28 protein-coding genes are annotated in these 23,345 nt (G+C 41.2%); all 28 read right to left on the reverse strand.

Annotation, left to right across the window (positions count from 1 at the left end; genetic code table 11):
• Positions 1–3 precede the first annotated feature (3 nt).
• The 28 genes from AC5SLP_RS10245 to AC5SLP_RS10380 all read right to left on the reverse strand — a co-directional run bounded on the left by AC5SLP_RS10245 (position 4) and on the right by AC5SLP_RS10380 (position 23,345).
• Positions 4–1,122, reverse strand: coding sequence for a c-type cytochrome (locus AC5SLP_RS10245; RefSeq protein ID WP_495255050.1), 1,119 nt, complete (start codon positions 1,120–1,122; stop codon positions 4–6).
• Complete coding sequence (soxC, locus tag AC5SLP_RS10250) at positions 1,100–2,413, reverse strand: sulfite dehydrogenase (RefSeq protein ID WP_495255051.1); 1,314 nt, start codon at positions 2,411–2,413, stop codon at positions 1,100–1,102. The genes AC5SLP_RS10245 and soxC overlap by 23 nt, the downstream gene beginning before the upstream one ends.
• Positions 2,414–2,464: 51 nt before the next feature.
• Positions 2,465–3,202, reverse strand: coding sequence for an alpha/beta hydrolase (locus AC5SLP_RS10255; protein ID WP_495255052.1), 738 nt, complete (start codon positions 3,200–3,202; stop codon positions 2,465–2,467).
• A complete protein-coding gene (locus tag AC5SLP_RS10260) occupies positions 3,193–3,801 on the reverse strand; it encodes a pentapeptide repeat-containing protein (protein WP_495255053.1) in 609 nt (202 codons plus the stop codon). The genes AC5SLP_RS10255 and AC5SLP_RS10260 overlap by 10 nt, the downstream gene beginning before the upstream one ends.
• 4 nt (positions 3,802–3,805) lie before the next feature.
• Positions 3,806–4,201 carry a thioredoxin family protein gene (locus tag AC5SLP_RS10265; RefSeq protein ID WP_495255054.1) on the reverse strand — a complete coding sequence of 132 codons (396 nt, stop codon included), beginning with the start codon at positions 4,199–4,201 and terminating at the stop codon, positions 3,806–3,808.
• A gap of 1 nt (position 4,202) precedes the next feature.
• The gene (locus AC5SLP_RS10270) at positions 4,203–4,982 is read right to left on the reverse strand and encodes a cytochrome c biogenesis CcdA family protein (protein ID WP_495255055.1); all 780 of its coding nucleotides are present in this window, start codon (positions 4,980–4,982) and stop codon (positions 4,203–4,205) included.
• 306 nt (positions 4,983–5,288) lie between these two features.
• The gene (gene dgt, locus AC5SLP_RS10275) at positions 5,289–6,731 is read right to left on the reverse strand and encodes a dGTPase (protein ID WP_495255056.1); all 1,443 of its coding nucleotides are present in this window, start codon (positions 6,729–6,731) and stop codon (positions 5,289–5,291) included.
• 165 nt (positions 6,732–6,896) lie between these two features.
• Positions 6,897–7,901 carry a virulence RhuM family protein gene (locus AC5SLP_RS10280; protein ID WP_495255057.1) on the reverse strand — a complete coding sequence of 335 codons (1,005 nt, stop codon included), beginning with the start codon at positions 7,899–7,901 and terminating at the stop codon, positions 6,897–6,899.
• 261 nt (positions 7,902–8,162) lie between these two features.
• Positions 8,163–9,602: a hypothetical protein gene (locus AC5SLP_RS10285; RefSeq protein ID WP_495255058.1), complete on the reverse strand. Its 1,440-nt coding sequence runs from the start codon at positions 9,600–9,602 to the stop codon at positions 8,163–8,165.
• An 82-nt stretch (positions 9,603–9,684) separates the two neighbouring features.
• Entirely contained in the window at positions 9,685–10,125 is a 441-nt protein-coding gene (locus AC5SLP_RS10290; protein WP_495255154.1) for a metallophosphoesterase, read from the reverse strand.
• A gap of 344 nt (positions 10,126–10,469) precedes the next feature.
• Positions 10,470–10,796: a hypothetical protein gene (locus AC5SLP_RS10295; protein ID WP_495255059.1), complete on the reverse strand. Its 327-nt coding sequence runs from the start codon at positions 10,794–10,796 to the stop codon at positions 10,470–10,472.
• A 100-nt stretch (positions 10,797–10,896) separates the two neighbouring features.
• A complete protein-coding gene (locus AC5SLP_RS10300) occupies positions 10,897–13,023 on the reverse strand; it encodes a heavy metal translocating P-type ATPase (RefSeq protein ID WP_495255060.1) in 2,127 nt (708 codons plus the stop codon).
• Between the two features lie 5 nt (positions 13,024–13,028).
• The gene (locus AC5SLP_RS10305; RefSeq protein WP_495255061.1) at positions 13,029–13,349 is read right to left on the reverse strand and encodes a YtxH domain-containing protein; all 321 of its coding nucleotides are present in this window, start codon (positions 13,347–13,349) and stop codon (positions 13,029–13,031) included.
• Positions 13,349–13,693, reverse strand: coding sequence for a magnetosome protein MamC family protein (locus AC5SLP_RS10310; protein ID WP_495255062.1), 345 nt, complete (start codon positions 13,691–13,693; stop codon positions 13,349–13,351). Before AC5SLP_RS10310 ends, AC5SLP_RS10305 begins: the two co-directional genes overlap by 1 nt.
• Positions 13,690–13,896 carry a hypothetical protein gene (locus tag AC5SLP_RS10315; RefSeq protein WP_495255063.1) on the reverse strand — a complete coding sequence of 69 codons (207 nt, stop codon included), beginning with the start codon at positions 13,894–13,896 and terminating at the stop codon, positions 13,690–13,692. Before AC5SLP_RS10315 ends, AC5SLP_RS10310 begins: the two co-directional genes overlap by 4 nt.
• 30 nt (positions 13,897–13,926) lie before the next feature.
• Positions 13,927–14,592 (reverse strand): ferritin-like domain-containing protein, encoded by a 666-nt coding sequence (locus AC5SLP_RS10320; protein ID WP_495255064.1) that lies wholly within the window; start codon positions 14,590–14,592, stop codon positions 13,927–13,929.
• 1 nt (position 14,593) lies between these two features.
• On the reverse strand, positions 14,594–14,911 hold the full coding sequence (locus tag AC5SLP_RS10325) for an HMA2 domain-containing protein (protein WP_495255065.1): 318 nt from the start codon (positions 14,909–14,911) through the stop codon (positions 14,594–14,596).
• Between the two features lie 71 nt (positions 14,912–14,982).
• Positions 14,983–15,492, reverse strand: a complete 510-nt coding sequence (locus AC5SLP_RS10330; RefSeq protein WP_495255066.1) for a Fur family transcriptional regulator — start codon at positions 15,490–15,492, stop codon at positions 14,983–14,985.
• A gap of 10 nt (positions 15,493–15,502) precedes the next feature.
• Complete coding sequence (locus AC5SLP_RS10335) at positions 15,503–16,630, reverse strand: Opr family porin (RefSeq protein WP_495255067.1); 1,128 nt, start codon at positions 16,628–16,630, stop codon at positions 15,503–15,505.
• 152 nt (positions 16,631–16,782) lie between these two features.
• Positions 16,783–17,202 carry a hypothetical protein gene (locus tag AC5SLP_RS10340; protein ID WP_495255068.1) on the reverse strand — a complete coding sequence of 140 codons (420 nt, stop codon included), beginning with the start codon at positions 17,200–17,202 and terminating at the stop codon, positions 16,783–16,785.
• 77 nt (positions 17,203–17,279) lie between these two features.
• The gene (locus AC5SLP_RS10345; RefSeq protein WP_495255069.1) at positions 17,280–18,434 is read right to left on the reverse strand and encodes a PepSY-associated TM helix domain-containing protein; all 1,155 of its coding nucleotides are present in this window, start codon (positions 18,432–18,434) and stop codon (positions 17,280–17,282) included.
• Complete coding sequence (locus AC5SLP_RS10350) at positions 18,434–20,587, reverse strand: TonB-dependent siderophore receptor (RefSeq protein WP_495255070.1); 2,154 nt, start codon at positions 20,585–20,587, stop codon at positions 18,434–18,436. Before AC5SLP_RS10350 ends, AC5SLP_RS10345 begins: the two co-directional genes overlap by 1 nt.
• A 62-nt stretch (positions 20,588–20,649) precedes the next feature.
• Entirely contained in the window at positions 20,650–21,333 is a 684-nt protein-coding gene (locus tag AC5SLP_RS10355) for a TonB family protein (RefSeq protein WP_495255071.1), read from the reverse strand.
• Between the two features lie 10 nt (positions 21,334–21,343).
• Positions 21,344–21,478, reverse strand: a complete 135-nt coding sequence (gene hemP / locus AC5SLP_RS10360) for a hemin uptake protein HemP (RefSeq protein WP_495255072.1) — start codon at positions 21,476–21,478, stop codon at positions 21,344–21,346.
• Positions 21,471–21,854, reverse strand: coding sequence for a biopolymer transporter ExbD (locus AC5SLP_RS10365; RefSeq protein WP_495255073.1), 384 nt, complete (start codon positions 21,852–21,854; stop codon positions 21,471–21,473). Before AC5SLP_RS10365 ends, hemP begins: the two co-directional genes overlap by 8 nt.
• Positions 21,841–22,266 carry a TonB-system energizer ExbB gene (gene exbB / locus AC5SLP_RS10370; protein ID WP_495255074.1) on the reverse strand — a complete coding sequence of 142 codons (426 nt, stop codon included), beginning with the start codon at positions 22,264–22,266 and terminating at the stop codon, positions 21,841–21,843. The genes AC5SLP_RS10365 and exbB overlap by 14 nt, the downstream gene beginning before the upstream one ends.
• A gap of 11 nt (positions 22,267–22,277) precedes the next feature.
• Positions 22,278–23,015 (reverse strand): EAL domain-containing protein, encoded by a 738-nt coding sequence (locus tag AC5SLP_RS10375; protein WP_495255075.1) that lies wholly within the window; start codon positions 23,013–23,015, stop codon positions 22,278–22,280.
• Between the two features lie 12 nt (positions 23,016–23,027).
• The gene (locus tag AC5SLP_RS10380) at positions 23,028–23,345 is read right to left on the reverse strand and encodes a DUF2325 domain-containing protein (protein ID WP_495255076.1); all 318 of its coding nucleotides are present in this window, start codon (positions 23,343–23,345) and stop codon (positions 23,028–23,030) included.

Genomic DNA, 23,345 nt, shown 5'->3' on the forward strand with positions numbered 1-23,345 from the left:
CCTTTATTTACTTTGGTTGATCATGTATGATGCAGCTTCTTTCACTGCATCATCGCTTAGATCTGTTGCTCCGCCTTTAGGAGGCATCGCACCAATTCCCATAATAGCGTCCTTTAATACCGTATCTAAGCCTTTACTCATCACCTTTGCCCACGCTGCTTTATCTCCAAATTTTGGAGAACCCGCAAGACCGGCCTCGTGGCAGCCTGCACAATACGTCACATACGTCGTTTCTCCAGGTACTTCTCCTTCATTTTTGTTTTTGACGTCACCATAGAAATAGCGTTCTTCTCCAAATTCAGGTTCGACTTGCGTACCATCGGTGACAATTTTTTGAACCGTCATCTTTTTAGGATCTAGACAATCTTTCATACATCGCGTATTGTGTGTGTCTGGTTTTCGAAGATTGTTGTATTCAAACCCTTTTTCATTGGGCATATGCACCGCTTTAATGAAAGCAGCGTCGATAATCGTGTCATCTTCGATGGCTTTTCCATTGACTTTAATGTCATTGGCTTGGAGCAAGTAGCCCAAAATGCCATACACTTCACTGTTAGTCAGTGACTTAGGTGAAGAAAGAGGCATCGCCGTTTGGATGTACCAAAACATCGGTGCAACGTAGGGAAGGTAACTTCCAAAGGTTTTTTGAGGGCCGGGTTCGCCACCGTTTTGTGGATGAAGTTTGAGGGTATTCATACCACCCGTAAGCACAGGGAATTTTCCCACACCTTCACCAAAGTCGCCATGGCATGCACCGCATTTGGCGATAAAGACTTCCGAACCTTTGGAAACACTCATACTGCCCTCTGGTAAGCCTTTACCATCCGGTCTGACATCGGTATTCCATGCATCGACTTGCTCTTTGGTGGCTTTTTCACCTAAATGAAATCCTTTGGCGCTAAAGGGCGAGGCATAGACATGATTGACATTAAAATTTTGAGGCTTTTTAATCGCGCCGTCGTTATTGATTTTATTGCCGTGCATGTCGATTGTCTCGCTCGGATAAGGGTATTTATCGGGATTGGCGGGTGTATAGCTCAATGATTCACTCATCGCTGATGTTGCAAAAAGCAGTGTCATAACACCCATTAGCGCGATATTATGCTTCATAGATGTGAACATTGTGAACCTCCCCGTTGCTTTTAACTTCCCATGTTTGAATGGCATTTCGATGATACACTGCCTCTTTGCCCCTTGCAGTATTGATTTGTGTGGCGGTGGGTTGCGTAAAGCCTGTATCGTCCGTTGCCCTGCTTTGAAGCAACATTGGCTTTCCATCCCACTCTATTTTAAGCGCAAAACGTGTGACCGCTTTGGGCAGTTGTATGCTTGTAAATTTAGCTTCTTTCCATGTTTTGCCACCATCGGTGGAGACATCAACATGGGTAATCGTTCCTTTGCCTGACCATGCAATGCCCTCAATCATAATAGGCCCTTTTTTCTGATGCACCCAGTTGCGCTCAGGACACGGTGACGTAATGACGGAGTTGGCTTCAAACGCCCAGTTATACATCATGGCATGACCATCTTTCATCAGCATGGTGTATTTGGTACTCTCTTCTCGTACCATCCATGATTTGGTGTCAAACTTTAAGCGTTTCAACCATTTCACCTGCATAACGCCTTCCCAACCCGGCAAGAAAAGTCTGATAGGATAGCCTTGTTCTGGACGAAGTGCTTCACCGTTTTGAGCATACACGAGCATCGCATCATCAAGAACTTTCTCAATTGGAATCGAGCGTCCAACACCTGCGGGGTCAGAGCCTTCAGGAAACATCCATTTTGCTTCGGGTTTAAGACCTATGTCTTCTAGGATTGTTTTTAAAGGCACGCCCGTCCATTCGCTACATGCCAACATACCATGTGTGACTTGCAACGAATCCATTCCAGGTCCCCTAAACTCCATACCGTTGTTCGCCGCGCATTCAAACGAGTGAATGACGCTAATGCTAGGATAACGTTTAATATCTTCCAGCGTTAAAACGACCTCTTTTTCCACCAAGCCATGAATCAGTAAACGATACTCTTTAGGATTGATGTCAATGACACCTCCGTGACATCTTGTAAAATGAAGCCCATTAGGAACAATAATGCCTTTTAAATCTTGCCATGGCGTAAAGCTGACCGATGCTTTTTTATCTGCTGTGAGCCAAGGAACTTCACGTCTTACGACATGTTTCTCAAACCGTGAGGGCATGCCATACGGTTCACTGTTATTATCTCGCCCCCATTTCAATCCCCAATCAGGATTGTGCGGAGGCAAGTTATTTGGATTGATTTGATACTCAGCATTGAGCTGTGTAGCGCTACCAATCGTTGCCAACGCTGCAGCTGAATAGAGAAAACTTTTTTTGAAAAAATTTCGTCTACTGCTCTCTTCTTTCAAAGAGTCTATTTCATATCTATCTTGCAAATTTCTCCTCCTAAAACATGGGTATTTCAAATTTTCATTTTTACATGTAAATCAATGGTTCATTTTTAAAAAGCCATCAATATAATTTTTGACTCTTGGTAACAACACCGTTCCATGCCCATCGCTTGAGATGAGCACCAAAGAACCGCGAAGAGCTTCTTTCGTATACGCAATAGCACGCTCTTGTGCGCCTAAAGGGTCATCTTTCCCTGCGATGAACAATGAAGGAGATTCTGAATACATCAGCGAAGTCTTAATCGCTTCACTGTCCCCTCCACCTGGTGATAAAGCAATCAATGCGATGGGGTCAGTTTCAACCATCAAAGGAATGATGGCTCCTGCACCAAGCGATGAACCCACCAAAATGAGCTTATGCATATCAATCTCTTTTTCATCGGAGAGTCTGTTCAACCACTGCGACATATCGCTGGTGATTTTTTCAAATCCCACGTTTTTTCGACTCTCTTCAATCGCACTTGCGATGTGGTCCATTCTTGTGTCTGCACTAATTTTAGTGACCTTGCCATTTTTTATAATTGACTTGCCATGCCCTCTTAAATCGACCATCAACGTGGCATAGCCTTTGCGGTTAAACTCCCCAGCCATCTCATTCCAAATCGTATGATCCGCGCCAAATTGATGCGCAAATACGACGACGGGATAGTGCGCTTCTTTTTGAGCAGGGAAATCAAGCCATCCATGCATCACAAAGCCATCATCACTTGTAATGGTTATCTCTTTAGCAAAAAGAGAGAAGCACATTAGTGCTAAAAGGATGACTAAATGCATTGGGTAAACATGTCCAAAATAGCGCCATCTTTTTTGGCGGCATCACAATCTTTTTTCATGAGTTTCGCTCCTTGAAGTTTGGTTTCCCAAAAAATCGCACCGTCCAAATTGGCTTGGCTCAAATCAACACCCGTCATGTTTGCTTTGCCCAGTTGGGCATCGACCATAATCGTATTTTTAAGATTGGCACCTTGAAAATTGACCGCCCACAAGCGTCCACCTGTCATATCCGCATTTTCTAAGTTGGCATTTTCCAGCGACATCCCTTTCGCATCTGCACTGACAAAACGTGCATTTTTGAGATTGGTTCCGCTCCAATTAGACGAATAAATCGTCGCACCCTCTAGGTTGATACCAACGGCTTCGGCATCGGAGACATTGGCTTTGGCAAAACTCGCTCCACTAAAATCACCCTGACTCAGTGTCGCAAGTGAAAGGTTCGCATTATCGAGTACAAACCCTTTGGCTTTGATACCACTCAAATCCGCCCCACTCAAATCGCATCCTGTACACTCTTTGTGTTTCATCAACAAATCAACGGCTTCATTCGCAAAGAGCGATGAAAGCACAAAGGAGATTAAAATGACTGTTTTTCGCATAACCTTATCCTTTGCTTTTTGCTTTTTCTAAAAACTGCAAAAACCGATCGCTTCTTGTTCCACCAATCTGTCTGGCAACGATATTGCCGTCTTTGTCAGTGATGTAAAACGTTGGAACACCAATGCGTGGGTATTTTGCAGGCACTTCTGTTTCTCTAAACTCAAGGGCAATGTTGATAAAATTGGCATCCATATAGGCTCGTACTTTCTCATCTTTAAAGACGACATCTTCCATGTACGCACACTCAGGACACCCTTTGAGATGGATCATAATCATCATCATTTTTTTCTCTTTTTGCGCCGCTTCAAATCCTGACTTATAATCATGATAAAGCTTTGGACCATCGCTGGCCAAAAGCAGTGAACTAAGAAGTAACATCAAGGCAAAGATTTTTTTCATATCACACTCCTTTAAAACCGAGATTGAGGAAGAATTCTGTGAGCAAGCTAATACCGCCAGTGGCGATGGCGACACCAATGAGCACTAAAAGCGAGCCTGCAACAATTTCAATGAGTTTAAAATGCTGTTTCATGCGATTCATCACGCCAATGGCGCGACTTGTTAAAAGCGCACTGAGGAAAAAAGGAACTCCCAAACCTGCGGCGTAAAGCGTCATGAGTATCGTTCCTTTGGTGGTGTCATCGCCAAACGAAGCCATTCCTAAGATGCCTCCTAAAAGAGGTCCCACGCACGGTGTCCACCCTAGCGCAAACGACATGCCGAGTAAAAAAGGAGCAAAGAAATTTAAAATGTGTCGAAACATCCCTGTTTCGCTCTTTTTCATCCCGCCAAAATCCGCGCGTTGTTCGTAGTTGAGAAATTTGATATTGATCGCATGCATGACATGTAAACCAAAAACGATGATAATACCGCCTGCAATCATCGCGGCGTATTTATTGCGCATCCATTCGCCGATAAATGTTGAAGCCGCCGCACCCAAGAGAATAAAAATAAGACTAAACCCCGTAATAAAGAGAAGCGACGCAGTGAGAACTTTGGTTTTTGTGCTTGAACTCATTTTTTCGTCGTCTTTAAGCTCTGCTAATGAAAGCCCAGAAATATACGACAGATACGCAGGAATCAGCGGTAACACACACGGACTGAGGAACGTAATAATCCCTGCGATAAAGCTAACAAGGTACGGTGCATTCGTAAATGCAGCTAAAAGAGTTTCACTCATTTACAACCTCCAATGAACGGCTATTGAAATGAGTGTAATTTAAATATTTATAAAAATAACATAAATTTGTAACTTAGTTTTATTTTTTTTTTAAAATTATAGCTGATTAAAATAGTTTGTTTTTTTCGTTCACATAAGGGATTGTTTGAGTTTAGAGGCCTAAAATTGGCATATTTCTTACATTTTTCATACATAATCGATTGTGCATTTTACGCATATTTCTTGCAGTTTTAAAAATTTAACCTGAGTAATTTTACACATTCTTGACGAAATATTTAATCATAAACGTGTTTTACATGTAATTTCTTAAAGTGCTAAGAGTGTTTTATACTCATGCAATGCAAAATCATCCGTCATACCGCTGATATAGTCAATAACAAGGCGCGCACGGTAATAAAACTCCAAAATATGAGCGCTTTCACTCTCTTTTGCTTCCAACGCTTTTACATCGTTTTGATACGCCACGATTTGCTTAGAAGAGATGCGCTTAATCAACCGCATTGCGATAAAACATTCGATAGGCTCATCGTTTAAAAGCGCTTCAAACTCTTTACATGTAAGTTCTAAAAGCGGTTTGTAAATGTTCAAAAGCCCATTGATAATGGCGTAGCCTTGAAGCTCCAAGGTTTGCACATTTTTGTTTTGGTAGATGTGTTTGGTCGAGATGTTTTGTAAGATTTTCACCGCTTTGTAGTATTTGCTCTGCTTGTCGTATTCGAGCAACGCGGCATTAAATCTCCCCTCAAAAACCGCGTCATGGTTTTTCAGATAAACATCGACCACATGGCTCACTAAAGAGGTCACGAGTTTGGCACGAACCAGCGTAAAAAACATACTAAACTGATACGGCTCATCGTTCTTTTTAGCTTGATTGTACCGCTCTTGAATCACTTCCATCAAGTACGTTTCACTCTCTTTTTCGCACTCTGATTTGATGAGCTCATACACCTTATCCAAACTCAAAATGCCTTTCTCCACCGAGTCTTCCAAATCCGCCGTGAGGTAAGAGATGTCATCTGCGGCTTCCATGATGTACGTGAGTGGAAAACGGTGTCCGTGTTTTACATGTAAAGCCTTTTGAATCTTCTCAATAAAACTTTTTTCGCTGTAATAAAACCCTGGCTTTTTCATCAGATAATCAAGCGCTTCGCCTTTTTTTGGCTTGGCTTCATAAGCCCCACGCGTGTATTTCACCACCGAAGCGATTTGCGTATAAGAGAGGTTGAGGCGTTGCAATTTGCTAATGACTCGAATCGCTTGGGCGTTACCGTCATAATGGCTCAAATCTTGTGCAAGCATCGCTTTAAGCTCTGTGGTTTCATCGGAAGTAGAGGGCATCTTTTCAAGCAACGGCAACGCATTTTCACTCATCCACTTGTTGATCGTCTGCTCTGCAAAGTGCCCAAAAGGAGGATTGCCGATGTCGTGCAGCAGGCTCGTCATTTCTGCCGTGGAGACAAAGGCATTTTCAAGCCCATCCAATCCATAAGCGTGCAAGCCTTTTTCTTTGAGCTTACTCAAAATACTTTTAGCAATAAACCGCGCCGTCTGAGACACTTCCAAAGAGTGCGTCAAACGCGTACGAATCGAAGCATTGAGCTCCAACGCAAACACCTGTGTACGCTTTTGAAGCCGCCTAAACGCAGGAGCAGAAAGAATCCGCCCTCGGTCACTCTCGATGGAATACTCCAGATTTTCAATAGGATAAAATTCTCTATCGGTGGTTAGTTTTTTGCTGTAATTTATCATCACTTACCTTTTTAATTTTCTAAGTACCCTAACCATAGCAAAAGTATCAAGTTCAAAATATTTCAATAACTTGCTCTCGCACCACATTTTGCGTTCCCAAAATATTTAGATGTAAAGTTATATCTTGCCTTGGCACCTGTTCAGAGGGATTTGGAGAAGGACATGTTATTTAGTGTCCACTTCTAGCAATAGTTTGTCAAAATCACTCCTAAAAAGTCTATCTTGAACGACACGGTATTTTTCAAATTCGCTCAAAGCTTTTTCGTCTGCTATCTTTTTAGTAATTTTTCCTGCATCGTGCAAAATTTCTCTATCATCGAACTCCAAAAAGGCATCGAGTCTTTTAGCCCAATCTTCCATACTCATAGGGATATTTCTCTTGGCTCTATTTTCTGCGAGGTCTAAAAAAGCATTGACGATTCGACCAAGGGAGTCAAGTTCTTCTTTTGAAAGATAATTTTTCGCTACGGTAACATCTGATTTAAGCACCTTTCCACTAGGTGCATTATCCCACGAAGTTAGCCCCATGTGTTCTTTCTCACTATCTGCTCTATTGTAGATAAGTTCCGCCGCCGTATGTCCATGAATGGCAAAATGAAGTTTGTTCTGCACCTTTGCAAAAAACGTTTTAGTCGTCTCGTCGTCTTTGTTGTAGTCCACACTAGTCGCATATATGTCTGTAATCTTCTGATAAAACATCCGCTCACTCAGGCGAATCTCTCGTATCTCTTCTAAGAGTTTATCAAAGTAGTTTTTTCCTAAAAAGGTACCGTTTTCGAGTCGCTTTTTATCAAGCACAAACCCTTTGATAGCAAACTCTTTCAGTACGCTTGTCGCCCACTGCCTGAACTGTGTCGCTTTTTTGGAGTTTACTCTATACCCTACAGAAATGATGGCATCTAGGTTATAGTATTTTGTGTTATAGGTTTTACCATCATTGGCAGTATGTCGGAATTCCCGACATACTGATTTTTCAACTAACTCTTCACTCTCAAATATATTTTTAAGATGCTCAATTATAGTTGTTCGACCTTTATCAAAAAGCTGAGCTATCATCGTTTGCGTCAGCCAAACCGACTCTTCAAAAACTTTTACTTCGATGCTATTTTCACCACTTTGTGAGGTAAATATCAAAAATTCAGCAGTCGAGTTTCTTATGAGTTTATCCATCTAGTGCAACCTTATTATTCATGTGTAACATTCCATTTTTACAACTATTTTACTCTTCGTCGCTCCATTGCTTTGAAAAAATTTCAATATGAAATGCCTTACAACGCAACAACCCACGTCAAATTTCTTTGCGTCACCTTCATTTAAAGTGGGTTTACATGTAAAGGTATTTATGCCTCATAGTCTTCAAAATTAGCCTCTAAATTTAACTATACATCAATTTAAAGTTGCCTCGTCCCCGTTTTTGTTCTAAAAGATAATTTATGAAAAAGATTGTATCTTTGCATTTCTTTTTATAACAAAAGCTTCCCATGTTAGATGTTTATTCTCAACAAATATATCAAATACACTTATAACATAGCCTTCAAGCTCTTTTAGTAGCTCTATTCTCTCATCATAGTTAGTTATAATCTCTTCCAAAGTTTTTCCATTATGGATAATTTCTGTTCGATAAGATTGTGAAAGTACTTTAAACCTATCGCTTAATCTATGATATTCTCTTTTATCTTTTGCTACAAAACATATAATATTTGTTTTAATATCTTGAAACTTCATATATTTATAAGGAGATCCCATGTATTCAAATAGTGTCATTATTTTAACGTACTTTGTAGTTTTACTATTAGCATATAAAGCATCTCTATAAAGTTTTAATGAATATTTAATAACACTTAACATTTCACTTGATGCATCATTTTCATAGTTTATGTCTGAAGAAATATTTTGAATCTCTAGCCCAAGTCCTTTTACTATTTTTGTAGACTCAATTGCTGACCCTGCAATTAAATAGCACAGACTAGCAGTATATTTCTTATTATAAACAAGAGCCCCAAGGTAATCATTCATTCCCCAAGTGCCAGCTTCACCTGGTAATTCATCTGGAAAATGTAATCTACAATATTCTAATCTTACTACATCTAGAATAGACTCTACTCTGTCAGATAAAATTTGCAATAAGCCTATATCATCTTTATGATCTTGCTTCTGGAATTTATCCCAATCCAATGGATATGTAAAAGCAATACAAAAACTATTTTCCAAAGTGTCTAAGTTAAAAAATGTAGTTTTACTTTGCATAGCTCTCAAGTTATTATTAAAAAAAGCTTTTGATTCCTTAAAAATCTTTTTATATTTTATTGCGTGAGGGGCAATAAAAACAAAATTTTCTAAGTTCAATATCCCTTGAAACAATACACGTGATACTGGCATAATTATCAAAGTTTCGCCTAGTTGCATTTTTTCGTCTAGAGAATTAAAAAAATCTGGCAATGCACTTTCTTCAAAAAAATTAGAATCTTCTTCAATCAAATATTGAGGTTTATAACCCAAAGAGGGTAGCTCTGTATTTTTCATTGCTGCAACTACATGTATTTCTTCATCCAGTTCTTCGAGGTAAGGTATCGTATTGCCTTTACTAATTAGTTCTAAAGCCTCATTGTACGCAGAAATTAAAAAATCGATATTGTATTGAATGTTATCTAAGTTTAGAATAGAACATTGTTCTAAAAAATAAATATCAGGGGGATAGATTATTTTTCCATGTTTTGTTTCAATAACACAAAGGTCATTATCATCTGTAACCATTATATATGGAACACTTTTCCCGTATTTAAAAATGCTTTCCATAACATCTTCAATTGTAGTTTTGTGTATTGAATTATAGTATTGTTGGTTATTGTTTTTATAATATATTTTAAACATTTTTTATCTCTATTTATCAAAAATATTATGTATTTTAATATTAGATACATAATTCAAGAATTATGAGAAATATATTTTTTCTCTACAACTCCACAACTCTCTCAAACATCTCTTTTATCTCCATCTCATGGCTTATCAAAAATATCTGTCTGTACTGTTCTTTTATGGTATGAAACGCTTCTAAGATTTCCATTTTTCGGTTTTCATCTTGGCTTCCAAAGACTTCATCAAACGCTAAAAATCCCACGCTACTGGCACCGCTTAGTTCACTGAGTGTTTTTAAGATGGCGATGCGAAGCACTAGGTTGGCGAGATATTGTGCATATTTTGTAAAGGTAAAATTAGAGGGATGAGTACGGTGAAAAAGATCACCCGTGTGGATGGTGTAGTCAGGTTTTATTGCTTTGATTTGTTCAATGACTTGCGTAAAAGCATCGTAAAAATCAGCCTCTCGTTGGTTGATGCCTAGCTCATTGATAATGTCTAAATCGTTAAAGCCTAAATGCGTGTCCGCAAGATTCATCAGTTTCACGGTACTTCTTTGTATTATTAGTTAGACTTTTTTCATAACCAATTGAAAAAAGTCTATTCGATTATAGCCAATATTAATACAAGTGAAGAAAAATTTGTGATGAAAAAAGAGAGATTTGGGAAGTTTTGAAGAAAAAGAAACGCTCGAACCGGGCAATTCGAGCGTTTGCCTTAAAATGGTTAGATTATCTACAAAAAGGAGGTAATTGTCTTACAAGTGAAAGTATAGAACCTTAGACTAAACAAGATGTGAACCGTTTGTAAATAATTCCTAAATGATGTCATTTTTTATATACATTATCGTTAATAAGTTTGTTTTAAACCATTTAAAGAGGTCTATGCCTCTTTTGGTTTACGCGTTCTCTTAGGTTTTGTAGGGCTTACCTCACGTGTAGGCGTTGTCTCTTGTACCGCTACTTTTGTGCTGCTTTTTTTAGGTGGTTGGTAGAGCATATGATGCCACAGTGAAAAACCAACCAACGCCACTCCCGCACCGATGTGAAGGTTTTTCATCACCTTAGATTTCATCCCAAACGAGGTTCCTACGACTATCGCCATCGAAGCGGTCATGCCGATTTTTGAGACCTCTTTTTTAGTGTCTAAGTCCCACGTTTTAAAGCTTGGTAGCTTTAGCTCTTTTTTTGTCAAATTTTCGTTTTGCATTTTTTCCTGTCTCATATGTTAATGCCAAGGTTAAAACCGCGGCGATTCCAAGGGGAAAGAGAAGAGGCATAGATGTCCTTTATGATATATGTTATCATAATTATAAAACCCCTCCCCTAAGACTCAGCTTAGCTTTTTCAATACGAATTTTTTGCATGGAACTCAGTAATAATCCAATGGTCGTGCCATTATGTAAAAACGCCGTTTTCACAGGACTTAACCATCCAACTGCCGCCCCGATTAAGATGAAACTGTTAATGCCAACAGTGGCATTAAAATTGCCATTGATGCGTGCCATCGTTTTGTTGGCAAGCATTTTTGCTTCGACCACCGCTTCGATGTCATCTTTGAGCAAGCTAATATCGGCGGTTGCTTTGGCAATATCCGCGCCTTTATACATGCTAATGCCCACATTGGCGTTCATAAGTGCGGGGGCATCATTGATGCCATCGCCCACAAACGCGACTTGTTTTCCGCTCTCTTTGAGTGCTTGCACAATGCTTGATTTATCGGTAGGTAAGAGTTTTGCATACACGGTGTCGATGCCAAGCTCTTTGGCTAAAGCGTGTGCTTTGTCTTCCACATCGCCCGTGAGCATGACGATCTCTTTTGCACCTAATGCGCGAAGTTTTAAAAGGGCTTCTTTGGCATTAGCCCGTACGCGATCCATCATTCCGATGGTACCTAAAAGTTTGTTGTCATACGCGATGTAGAGCAAAATTTTGCCATCTTCCAAACACTTTGCAATTTTGACTTCATGTTCTTTAAAAGAGACCTGTTCATCTTCTTCTAAAAAGTGACGACTGCCTATGACTGCATTTTTACCATTGATTTGGGTGCGAACACCATGCGCTACGATAAACTCGACCTCATCATGGTGCATATGCACAAAACCGCGCTCTTTGGCTGCTTTGACCACGGCTTCTGCCACAGGGTGAAAGTAGTGCTCTTCCGCACTGGCAGTGAGGTTTAAGATTGCCTCTTCACTCCAGGCAGTATCAAACGAACAAATTTCAACCACTTCAAGTTCACCATGCGTTAATGTACCTGTTTTATCAAATACAAACGTATCGACATGTGACAATGCTTCGAGTGCTTTCGCCCCTTTGATGAGGATGCCATGATGTCCAGCGATGGAGAGTGAATTTTTAAATGCCACAGGCGTAGCCAGTTTCAATGCGCACGAATAGTCCGCCTGTAAAACCGCTGCCACACTTGCCATATCTTGACATATCAGATACGAAAGTCCTGCCATACCCAAAGTAATCGGGACGAGTTTGTCTGCCAAATGGGTCGCTTTTAGACCGATAGCAGATTTTTCATCGAGAGAACTTTTGATGTAGTGTCTGATGCGTTGTGTCGCGGTATCATCCCCCACTTGCTCCGCCCAAATGCGTATGCGCCCTGCTTCCACAATCGTTCCAGAGATGACACGTCCACCACGCTCTTTTTTCACAGGCTCCGCCTCTCCTGTCATCGACACTTGGTTAATGGACGCGGTTCCATCAATGATATGTCCATCAATGGGGATCGTATCGCCAGAGCCTACGATGACGATGTCACCGACTTTCACCTCAGAAGTGCTGATGCGCTTTTCGGTGCGTTTACCATTCTCTTCCACTTCTACCCACACCTCTTCGATATTGGGTTTGGCTAGCTCTTTGATGAGATCATCACTTTTATGAACGGTGGTTTCTTCGATGTATTCTCCGATTTCAAGCATCACGTTCGTGCTGTTCGCCGCGCTGTAATCTCTACGCGCTAAAGAGACACCCACCGCCATCGCTTCGAGCACTTTGGAGGTTAATCCTTCGCTGAAAAGCTCAAAAAATCCCTCTTTTAACAGAGGAATACTTGCAAGCGTACTCACGGCAAGTTTCAATCGCGGTTGAGGAATGAACGGCTGAAACGCCAAAGCCATGCCTGAGCGTACCATTCCTTTGATGCTAGGCTTCTCGTCATGGTCGTTAAAACACGCATTGATTGAGGTATCGCAAATCTGATACGGCGCAATATCGAGGGTTTGAAGGTGTTTTAACAAAGCGTTTGCGTCCAAGTGTTCACCTTCCAAAATGACCGAACCAATTTTGGAATTAACACGAACCTCGCGTACGCCTTCTATTTTTTTAAGATCCATGCTCAGGCGATGGGCATTCGTCTGACGAAGAGCAGGCGTGACGTAGCGCAGTCGCTTGGGCGTTTGATGAATCAGGCGTGTTTGGTGCATAAAATCTACGCTTCTTTAGATGCTAGCTCAGCCTTGGCATCTTCAAAACGCTCTTTCATCTCTTCAATGCCTGCTTGGAACATCTCTGTGCCTTTTGCGATGGTCTTGAAAAGGTTTTTTTGCGCATTTTCATTCGTGAGTAAATACGCACCTACCGCACCGATGAGAGCGCCTAGGACAAATTGTTTGGTATTAAATGCACCTAAAAGATGCTCAGGTGTCATAGCGCCTAACATATCAGCACCATTTTTGGCTTCATGGGCGCCTTCGTTAGTAGCATTGCCGCCAATGTATGGATTGTTATCGAGTGAATTTAAAAGTTCCATTAGTTCATTTCCTCTTCGGTTGATGGGGTACACGCACATGTTTTGTCGTAGAATTTTTCAACACCGTAAATCCCTGCGAGCCCAACACTGAGCGAGCCTAAAAGCCCTAGCCAACTGTTGCGCCCAAGTGCATTTGCCGCGGCAATCGCACTTCCTGTTGCAATGCCACCTTGAAGGGTGAGTTTGAGACTTTGTTTAATCGCTTCTTCTTTGCTCAGCTCAGCTTGTTTGTATTTGGTGTATGAAAGCGCCGTTGCAACCATACCAGCGGCAAATGCCCCACTGATCATATTGCCAGCGACACTGCGTGGAGTTCCTGTGTTAATCGTGATATTTGGGCTCATTGTCCCTCCTCTTTTGTTTTTACATGTAATGCTTTTTTGGACTTCACGCACTCAAGCGTGTCACCAACACTTTTCTTAACATCTCCCACAACTTCTTTGGCTTTGCACACGCCTTGCTCAAGACCTTCTCTTAGCTCTTTTTTCTTACTAAAAGCGATCACAGTAGCAGCGCCTGCTATTGCACCTACGATAAAGGGTAACATGGTTTCTCCTTGAATTGATTATTAAAAAGCTTACGCTTTGGTTTTGTCATCTTCTGGGTTAAGGACACTTCCAAGTACACTCGCCCCAACAGCACCTACAAGTGCGCCTGCAATCAGGGAAAAGTTGGAGCTTAAAAGCTTGCTCATCTCTTCGTGGCTGACTTCACCTTTGGCAATTTTTTGCGCCATTTGGCTCAGTTCGCCCCACTGCCCCATCATTCCTTCGAGTGCTCCCATCGGGTTAGCATTCGCTTCGGGAGTTGTTTTTGGTGAAGCGTACGAGACGACACCGTTTCTAAAAGCGGGTAAATGGTTGTTATACGAAGCGGCTTGTAGCCTGTAAAATAAGTCTTGTACATCAGGATGCGTTTTTACATGTAAAAGTAATTCATCATAGAGTTGAATGTTCCCAATCTCCGCAGCAATGCCTAACTCACAGCATTCCTGAAGGGTTTTAGGGAGATGGATGGGTTCTATTTCTGTGCGAATTAAAGAGATGTCATGCACCGCGGCAACGGCGATAAGCGCGTTTTGATGCGTTTGTTCGGCTTGAACAATGTTTACAAAAGGAAAAACCGAGCCAAATTTTTCAATGACCGCACGGTACGTTTCATACGCTTTTACTTCATCATCAAATGCCTTCTGCAACGCCTCTTCTAATGATGTCGTATCTTGTGGTATGGGAATTTTTTTCATATCAGACGATCTCCTTTGCAAGTTGGTCGATAATGGCGATGATTTCATCCAGCTCTTTGCCTGCGACGAGGTTTTCCCATAAGTGGTCAGGAAAAACGGCATGGTCGTATTCGATGGTTAAAGAGCCAATGATTTTATTGATCTTAATCGACTTGATTCCATCAATTCGAGCAGGCAAAGCTTCAATGTCTTCAATACCTACATGATGCTTGTGCTCTTTAATCTTAGGACTCACACGCAAACGAATGCGCCCTTTAATATGATGAACAATCGAAAAATAGGCTCCAAGCTCTATTAATTTTTCTGCGCTAACGTTCATAAGCATCCTTTAATGAGTACATTTTAGAGTGAGAGAATAAATCTTGGCTTAATATTTTTTAAGAATTATTATCAATTTTTAGCTATCAATCGTTTTTCTTTTTCTTGGCATTGTTCACAAAGGCCGTACAACGTTAATGTATGATGAGTTCCTTTAAAACGATGTGTGGCAAGAATCTCGTCTTGAATTTTTTCCAAAGTCGCATCGTAAAAACGTGTAATGGTTCCGCATTTTAGACAGAGCAAATGGTCATGATGCACAGCGCGCTTGAGTTTATATTTTTTAAGTTTATGAGGATACGTCATAACCGTACTGATGACATCGATGCTTTCAAAAAAAGCCAAAATTTTATAGACCGTTGCTAAAGAGATGCGTATACGGTATTCTCCATACAGTAAGGCATGAATCTGCTCAGCGCTTAGGTACGTCTCGCAAGCATAAAGCGCTCGCAGCAAGGATTCGCGTTTGCTCGAGTTGCGAATCCCTACTTTAGTTGTGAGCTTTAAAAAATAGGTGTAAAAGTTTTCAAAAGAAGCGGTAGAAAAATTATCTTCCTTCTCCTCCATCGTGGCTTCAGACAATCACGCTTCCTTAAAAGGTATAGACGATATGCGCTTTGATGGCATTGTAACTCTCAGACTTTTCGTCGTTATCGACATTGACGTACATGAGAGAAGTTTCAAGGTTTTTAATCCACTCATACCCAACGCTGAGATTGAGCTCTTTTTCTTTTATCTTGCTGGCTAATGCGGCATCAAGATACTTTGTTTCACCGTAAATCGCGCCCAATTTTACGCCTTCTATTTCATACTCAGCACGCACATATGGCGTTTTGGCATCGGCGTCCATGACGTGATTGCCCTCTTCAAAAGGTAGTTGGTCACCAAATTCTCCTAGTCCTGCCATGCCGTCTTTATCGACTTTGATGTAACCTAGAGCGACATTAGCACCTAAAAATTCAACGCCTTGTTCTACTTGAGTGAACGCACCATCTTTGACATCAACCACATCGCTGTTTATCGCTACATAGTGAAGCACTGTTTCTGTTTTTACATCGTCCATTGGTTCTAGTTTGAGGGTTGTTTTAAGACCATACGCACTCAATAAATCATCGCCATAATAAAGATACGGATTGAGTTCTAACGCTTCGATAGGTGTGTATTTGACATCAAGCATGTAGATGCCTTTGTTGCCGTTGAGCTTGCTAAAATCTTCTGAGATTTCATCAATATCTACCACTGAATATTTGCGTGCCCAAGCAAGACTTACGACAAGATTTTCAACCGCGCTGATTTCTGCCGTTGCACCATCGATGTAGTCGGTCAGCCAATTAAAATCCACTGCTTGACGACCAAGAATTACTTTGCCCATGCCTTCATGCTCAATTTTGATATACGCTTGAGAAAGAACACTGCTGTCTTCTATCGTGCTTTTGTAATCATCATCGTTCTTTTCGCTGGTTTTTGCACTGCCCCAACCCGATACGCCGACACTAATGCCATACAGAGGCGCTGTCTCAAAACCAACGTTTAAATAGCCATTTGAAAAACCGCTGTTAGGCGTACTGCCTTTGGCATCGACACTTTGCCCAAACCAGCCGATGCTTCCTGTAAGTTCCCCTTTGGTGAATACCTCTTCTAAATTTGTTGCTTCCGTTGCAAAACCAAGTGTACTCCCTAAACATAACGCCACTAAAACGTGTGAATACCGTAATTGCATCCAATATCTCCTTTTTATTATTGATAACTATTATCGAATAATAAACTAAAAGAGCTTAATGTTTAATAATATGATACTTATTATCAAATATAAAATTAGGAATGCATTTCATGTGTGGGATTATGTAAAAGGGTTTACATGTAAAAAAGTATTTAAAGGGTGAACATGGTTTGGGAAAGAATGACAATGCACACCATCAATGCAAACATACTGTGATGATATACTGTCTTGATTTTGCGTTTTTTCTCGCCCATAAAACGATGCATGATGAGCGGTGCGCACCAGAACATTGTCACAACGACAAGCCCTAGCGTCATCTTTACATGTAAAAGTACATTGGTCGGCTCAAAATAGTTATACGCTAAAAAAAGACCGCTGAAAAGCAAAATGGTCGTGTTGATTTTTCCCATCAAACGTGTGCGAGGTGACAGAGCGCTTTCCATTGCTTCAAAACGCTCGCCTCCTAACGTCACCAATGCCTTTGGTAAAATAAAGGTACGAAAATAGACACATCCGATAAACAAAATCGCCGAAGCAATATGAAACAGTTTTGCCATGATGAGAAAATTCATCGCTTTCCTTTAAAAAATATGTAACAGTATAATCTATCTTGCGCACATTTTTAGGCGTTCGTTTGCCTCTTTTTTCCTCACTGTTTTGGTTTTCTTTTTTTCCACCAGAGATAATATCCGCTAATGACAAAAAAACTGCTTGCAATGCCTAAAAGAAAAAGAACAACCTTATGAGCAGTTCCAAAAAGCACGCCTTGATGCAAGGCATACAGCCATTGCGTGAGCGTGTCTCCCGCTTTTTTGCCTGTGGGAATGAACGAAGCAAGAAAGTTCCCATGATTAGCATCAAAATAGACGCTGGTTGAGCCATGCTCTTGTGAAATGTCACGCGTACTTTTAACGGTATAAACGTACATGCCCTCTTCTCTTTCGTACATCAAAGCGCTTTCTTCAAGCACGTCAAAGTCTTCTTTATTGGCAACCTCCGCCATTAAAACTCTGCCCTGTTCTCTTGCATCGTACCAATTCATTTTAGGGTTTATGAGAGGCTTTTTAAGCGGTTTGACCTGCTCGTGTTCACGTTGAAAATTGCTCTCTCCCAAAAACTTTTGGTGCAGTTTAGGCAAATTGAGTGCAAAAGATGAGTAGGAGAGAAGTAACATCAATCCCAAGAGCCACAGTCCGCCTGTTTTATGCCAATGATACTGTTTGCCATGCATCGTCGAAGAGTTGCGCCATTGCCACGTTTTTTTCCACTCTTTCCATCCTTTACCCTGACGTTTTGGGAGCGTAAGATAGACCCCGATGAGAATAGCCCCACACCAAAAGAGTGCAAAAAAGCCCATCAGTCCTGTTCCAAACGTGCCTAGTGCCATGCTGTAATGCAGTGCGTATAAAAACGGCATCAAGTTGGTGATGCCTTGGCGAATGTCGCCCCACGAGCGCATGCCTTTGATTTCGCCGTTGTAAGGATTGACATACACTTCATTGTTCGTTGGAAACTTCTTCGGCTGTGCCCCTTCTAAAAAGTAAAGCCATGAACTCTGATGCGACAACGAAAGACTCACCCACGCGACTTTGGCATCTTTTACATGTAATTCTACGGCATCAATAAGGTTCAAAGGGTCATGAGGCGTTTTGTCGTCTTTGGAGATACTTTTTTGCCAAGGATTGATAAGCGCATCTAAGGGATGATAAAAGGCAACTGCGGAGCCTGTAAGGCTCGCGATAAGGATAAATCCCCCTATCACGATGCCAAAATAACGATGCAGTTTAAGAAAAAACAGACGCATTAGAAGCTGTATTTGAAACTAAGGGTCGCGTTTCGTGGCGCGCCATATACCATGCCATCGGAGGCAATGCCTTCGTAGTATTTTTTATCAAAAATATTATTGACATTGAGCTGTAATTTCATGTTTTTATCAATTTTATACGAAATCATCGCATTGGTTAAAACATACGCATCTTGTGTAATTTCCGTAGCGCCACTTCCCGTATAAATTTTACTTCGATAATTAAACCCAAGACCAAAACCAAACTGCGAAATGGTATATTTGGTAAATAAATTAGCCATGGTTCGTGAAGATTTGGTTTGTACTTTATTTCCATCGGCATCTTCTGCTTCAAAGTTAGCGACACCAAAGCTTACATTCCAATTATCGGTGATTTCACCGTTGATATCGAGTTCAAAACCTTTGCTGACCACGCCAGAAACTGCACGGTACGCCGTATCGGTTGTGCCTGGGACAAACACGCCAGAGATTTCCTCTGCCACATTTTCTTGCTCAATTCTAAAAACGGACAAAGAGGCGTTGAGGCGTTTATCAAAATACTCTCCCTTGATGCCCGTTTCATAGTTTTTCCCCTGAATTGGGTCAAGATAATTACCATTCACATCGCGTTTATCTTGCGGTTTAAAGATGTCCGTGTAACTGACATAAACCGAATGGTTTTCATTGAGATTGTAAATCAAGCCCACATACGGCGTTAGTTCGTCATTAAATTCCCGATTGCCCGTACCGTCTTCGCTTTTATATTTCCAGTTCGACACCCTCACCCCCGTAACCAGCTTTAAAGAGTCGCTCAAAGAGAACTTACCTGCCACATACATGCCCATTTGTGTTGTTTTATCGGGGGTTGTTGCATAATCCATCGATAAATTAGGATTGGCGACATTGATGTTATAAAGGTTGATAAACGGCGAGGCTAAACTCGAAGAAGGAAAATCCATACCCCAATTGTTGTACTTCAAATCGCTGGTATTGCGCATCATGCCAAAGAGAATTTCATGCTCCAAATTGCCGAGTGTAAAAGGTGCTGAAACGTACACATCGATGTTTTGTTCATTATAAAGCGCTTCATTCACGTACCGATAGACAGAGCCTTCACCGATGCCGCTGTCTTTATCCACCGTGCCACCAAAATAGAGCAATGACGATTCACTGTACAGTTTTCGATACGAATACGAAAGATTTAAAGAGATATCGTTGTAGAGGTACTGTTTAAAATCAAGATAGACGCTTTTGGTCTCATCGTTCCAATACGTCCAGTCTTCGCTCACCGTATCGGACCTTGAAAAATGGGTTCGTGTTCCATCGCTGTAAAACGCAGGCAAGCCACCCCAACGAATACCACTTCTATCTAACTTTTGGTACTCCGCTGCGATGGAGAGATAGGTCGTATCGCTTAAGTCCATATCCACGACACCGTACACGACATCGTTGGTTTTGTTATAGCCGTTCATAAACGAATTTTTATCTTCGTGTTTGGCAACAATTCGCCCTCGAACGCTTCCCTCTTCATTAAGCGGTGCGGAAACATCCATCATGGAGCTGTACGCATCCCATGACCCAGCGCTTACTTCAATATCGCCTTTGACCTCTTTGGAGTTGGCATGTTTGCGAATAAAATTAAGCCCCACAGAGGGATTTCCTGCTCCTGTCATCAAGCCATTCGCCCCTTTAACCACTTCTACACGGTCATAAATGGACAAATCCATATCGCTTGCCGTCGTATCAGAGATAGAATAAGTAGGCATTCCATCGAGCAGGTAATAATCCACATCAAACCCACGCGCGGTAGGATACACCCGCTCATCCCATCGGTTTAGGGTGACACCTGTGACAGAATTTAGCATCTCTTGATACGAACTGACCCCTAAATCTTCAAGCTTTTGGCTCGTTAAGACAGTGACAGTTTGCGGTGTTTCTCTGCTAGAGAGACCCAGTTTTGTAGAGGTATTCATCCGTTTGGTGGTGTAAGAGCCTGTTCCCTCCGTAATGGCTGAGGCATCATCGCTGGCGGTGATGGAAATGCCCTCAAGTGTACTCGCATCACTTGTATTTGTATCATAATTTTGTTCGTTTGCGCTTGCCGCGTGTAATGTATTGCAAAGCATCAATGAAGCGATAAGGCTTACTGCCTTAATCCGCTGAACCATAGACATAGACTATCCTTTGATATGAGTTTAGTTCACTATGGCTGGCGTTAGGCTGGCTAAGTATAAAATTATTTGATTTTAAAGGCGATGGGCAAAATGACCGTACTGATTATCTGAGGCTTAGGTAATACGATGCCCTTGAGTTTATTTGCAGCTGCTAAAGCGGCATTATCCAAAAGTTCTTTTCCCGAACTTTGCTGTATCGTAGCGCTGATTAAGTAACCATCGGTTCCTATCACAAGAGCGACATGTACGACACCATTAAGTCGCATTCTTTTTGCCGCACTAGGATACACCAAGCGTGCCAAAACTTTGTCGCGAATAATTTCAAAATCGGTTTTGACAAACGGCTCTTGTGTCGTCACAGGAGCAGAAGGCACTACCTCTTGTGGCGGTGTAACGACAGAATGCTCCATCACAGGTGTAGGCTCTACCACTTCTTGTACAGGCTTTGGCACACTCACTTCATGTTTTACGATAGGCTTTGGTTTAGAAATACTCTTTGGTTTGACCTCTTCAACAGGCTTTATCGGCTCAACGTTTTTGACTTCAGGAAGAGGAGGCATAGGCTTTGGCAATACGCGCTCAATGGAAGCAATTTCTAACACAACGGTTTTGGGAGCCGCTATCTCAAACGTATGCTCTCGCATCATCAAAAAATAAAACCCCACAACGATTACATGTAAAAAGAAAGAAAGCAAAAGGGCTTTATTTTCATAACGCTTTGCAATCACATAGTGTTGATGTACCATTTTAGCTCCTTTACTTTGTCAAAATCAGTTTATTTTCTTTGGTGATGCGCAGTTGATAGACTGCGCCATTGTGAATAATGTGAACCACCGTTGCCGCTTCGAACAGTTTTTTGGAATCAATGTGTTTGATTTCAGTGTTATTCATTTTTATGAACCACCATGCCAATTTTTTCAATCTCTTTGGCTTTTAAAAGGTCAATTACATAGATAAAATCTTCATAAGCCGCCATTTTATCGGCACTAATCGCCACCGAATCTTCTTTAGTTAAACTCTCAAATTTATTGGAAAGTTCATCTTTTGGTGTTAATTCATTGTTGATAAAAAACTGATGATCCGCGTTAATGCCTATCTCGTAAAATTTTGGCTCCACTTTGGAAAAATGGGTTGCTTGAGGAAGCGATATTTCGATTTTCCCCAGCGCGATAAAAGAAGAAACCGTCATCACAATCGTAAGCAAAACCAACATAATGTCGATGAGCGGCACAACGTTGATGCCCTCCACTCTTTTAAGCGACTTCATCTTCCCACTCACTTAACGCCACATCGACTTTGCGTAAAAAAGCGCCGTAAATCATCGTGGACGGAATCGCGACAATGAGTCCTGCCGCAGTTACTTTAAGCGCTAATGCTAAACCCACAATCACTTTTGAGGTATCTAAAGCGCCTCCGCTGATACCGATTTCATAAAAAACGACCATAATGCCCCCAACCGTTCCCAAAAGCCCCACATAAGGAGCGTTTGAACCAATCAAAGAGATGATAGTCAGATTTTTGGAAACTTCACGTTCCAAGGCATATTTACTTTTAAACGCTTTTACATGTAAAGATTTGAAAAACAGCATGCGCTCAAACGCATACCCAACCACTAAAATGCTCATCAGCAATAAAACGCCTAAAGCTCCGTAATCCACCGCTAATTTGATACTGTCCATTCATTCCTCTTTTAATGGCGTGATTGATGATTGAGGTGTTTAAAAAGATACCCCTGCACAAAATCAACGCCCAATGCCTTTGCAATCGCAAAATCCTCTTCACTCTCAATGCCTTCTAACACGCACTTTTTCTTTTGCGCTTTGGCAAACGCCATAAACCCTTTTAAAATTTCTTGGTAATCCCTGCATGCTTTAATTTTAGTGAGCCATGTGCGATCAAACTTCAAAAACTCCGCTCTTCGCGTCAGGTCAAAACAGAACGGCTTTTGGTCATTGCCGATGTCGTCTTGCGCGATGGGAACACCGCTTTTTTGAATCTCATCCAAACAGTGAGAAAGCAGCAGGGTTTGCATGCCATCGGTGTTTTCAGTCACTTCGATGCACAACGCCTCTTGGTCTTCAAACAAATCATGCCAATACGCTATTTTTTCGCCATCGCTAAAATTGTGTGGGTCGATATTTAAAAACAACATGCCCTCTTTGGGTCTATGTTTTAACTGCTCAATTTTAAGCGCTTTTTCCAACTTGAAAAAAAGCTCGTTCACTTGGTGTGCCACTTCAAGAACAGGAGAAGGCGCAATATTTTGACCATGTAACACAAACCTTGCAAGCGCTTCATAGCCAAAAATATCGCCGTCTTGCATATCAATCAAAGGCTCATATTCCACCCAAAAGCTTTTACGCTCAATCATCCAAAAAATATCTTCATAACTCAATTTCATTTCATTATTTAACGGTGGTAACGACATCTAACCCTCTCTTTATTTTCGTAACGCTTTTTCGAGCATACATCCATCAGGGCTGTATTTTTTACACAACTCACAAAAAACAGAACTTTCACTACGTTTGGCACAAATAAATTCAATCGCTTTGCGCTTTGCTTCGTTTTTGAATTTATTCATCGCATTGTGATTTAAAAAATTGGTCAGCATAATGACAAGCTGAACATCTTGTGGAATCTCTTTTTTAACCACCGAAGGATTGCGCGCATCCCAATGGGTAATTTTGTGAAAAGAGAAATCTTGCAATACAGACGAAATTGAATCAATTTTATCGCCACCAATGACAAGTACCGACAT

The sequence above is a fragment of the Sulfurospirillum sp. E15m genome, assembly GCF_059415145.1.

Bases quoted from the DNA above. Each gene is read 5' to 3' on its own strand.
- AC5SLP_RS10315 (WP_495255063.1), bottom strand. From the start codon at position 13,896: ATGTTACCCTTTATCGTAGGTGCAATAGCAGGCGCTGCTACTGTGATC.
- AC5SLP_RS10295 (WP_495255059.1), bottom strand. From the start codon at position 10,796: ATGCAAAACGAAAATTTGACAAAAAAAGAGCTAAAGCTACCAAGCTTT.
- AC5SLP_RS10355 (WP_495255071.1), bottom strand. From the start codon at position 21,333: ATGGTACATCAACACTATGTGATTGCAAAGCGTTATGAAAATAAAGCC.
- AC5SLP_RS10255 (WP_495255052.1), bottom strand. From the start codon at position 3,202: ATGCATTTAGTCATCCTTTTAGCACTAATGTGCTTCTCTCTTTTTGCT.
- AC5SLP_RS10260 (WP_495255053.1), bottom strand. From the start codon at position 3,801: ATGCGAAAAACAGTCATTTTAATCTCCTTTGTGCTTTCATCGCTCTTT.
- AC5SLP_RS10290 (WP_495255154.1), bottom strand. From the start codon at position 10,125: ATGAATCTTGCGGACACGCATTTAGGCTTTAACGATTTAGACATTATC.
- AC5SLP_RS10350 (WP_495255070.1), bottom strand. From the start codon at position 20,587: ATGTCTATGGTTCAGCGGATTAAGGCAGTAAGCCTTATCGCTTCATTG.
- AC5SLP_RS10345 (WP_495255069.1), bottom strand. From the start codon at position 18,434: ATGCGTCTGTTTTTTCTTAAACTGCATCGTTATTTTGGCATCGTGATA.
- AC5SLP_RS10335 (WP_495255067.1), bottom strand. From the start codon at position 16,630: ATGCAATTACGGTATTCACACGTTTTAGTGGCGTTATGTTTAGGGAGT.
- AC5SLP_RS10365 (WP_495255073.1), bottom strand. From the start codon at position 21,854: ATGAAGTCGCTTAAAAGAGTGGAGGGCATCAACGTTGTGCCGCTCATC.
- AC5SLP_RS10310 (WP_495255062.1), bottom strand. From the start codon at position 13,693: ATGAGCCCAAATATCACGATTAACACAGGAACTCCACGCAGTGTCGCT.
- exbB (WP_495255074.1), bottom strand. From the start codon at position 22,266: ATGGACAGTATCAAATTAGCGGTGGATTACGGAGCTTTAGGCGTTTTA.
- AC5SLP_RS10270 (WP_495255055.1), bottom strand. From the start codon at position 4,982: ATGAGTGAAACTCTTTTAGCTGCATTTACGAATGCACCGTACCTTGTT.
- AC5SLP_RS10380 (WP_495255076.1), bottom strand. From the start codon at position 23,345: ATGTCGGTACTTGTCATTGGTGGCGATAAAATTGATTCAATTTCGTCT.
- AC5SLP_RS10245 (WP_495255050.1), bottom strand. From the start codon at position 1,122: ATGTTCACATCTATGAAGCATAATATCGCGCTAATGGGTGTTATGACA.
- hemP (WP_495255072.1), bottom strand. From the start codon at position 21,478: ATGAATAACACTGAAATCAAACACATTGATTCCAAAAAACTGTTCGAA.
- AC5SLP_RS10325 (WP_495255065.1), bottom strand. From the start codon at position 14,911: ATGAACGTTAGCGCAGAAAAATTAATAGAGCTTGGAGCCTATTTTTCG.
- AC5SLP_RS10300 (WP_495255060.1), bottom strand. From the start codon at position 13,023: ATGCACCAAACACGCCTGATTCATCAAACGCCCAAGCGACTGCGCTAC.
- AC5SLP_RS10305 (WP_495255061.1), bottom strand. From the start codon at position 13,349: ATGGAACTTTTAAATTCACTCGATAACAATCCATACATTGGCGGCAAT.
- AC5SLP_RS10340 (WP_495255068.1), bottom strand. From the start codon at position 17,202: ATGAATTTTCTCATCATGGCAAAACTGTTTCATATTGCTTCGGCGATT.
- AC5SLP_RS10280 (WP_495255057.1), bottom strand. From the start codon at position 7,901: ATGGATAAACTCATAAGAAACTCGACTGCTGAATTTTTGATATTTACC.
- AC5SLP_RS10320 (WP_495255064.1), bottom strand. From the start codon at position 14,592: ATGAAAAAAATTCCCATACCACAAGATACGACATCATTAGAAGAGGCG.
- dgt (WP_495255056.1), bottom strand. From the start codon at position 6,731: ATGATAAATTACAGCAAAAAACTAACCACCGATAGAGAATTTTATCCT.
- AC5SLP_RS10285 (WP_495255058.1), bottom strand. From the start codon at position 9,602: ATGTTTAAAATATATTATAAAAACAATAACCAACAATACTATAATTCA.
- AC5SLP_RS10265 (WP_495255054.1), bottom strand. From the start codon at position 4,201: ATGAAAAAAATCTTTGCCTTGATGTTACTTCTTAGTTCACTGCTTTTG.
- AC5SLP_RS10375 (WP_495255075.1), bottom strand. From the start codon at position 23,015: ATGTCGTTACCACCGTTAAATAATGAAATGAAATTGAGTTATGAAGAT.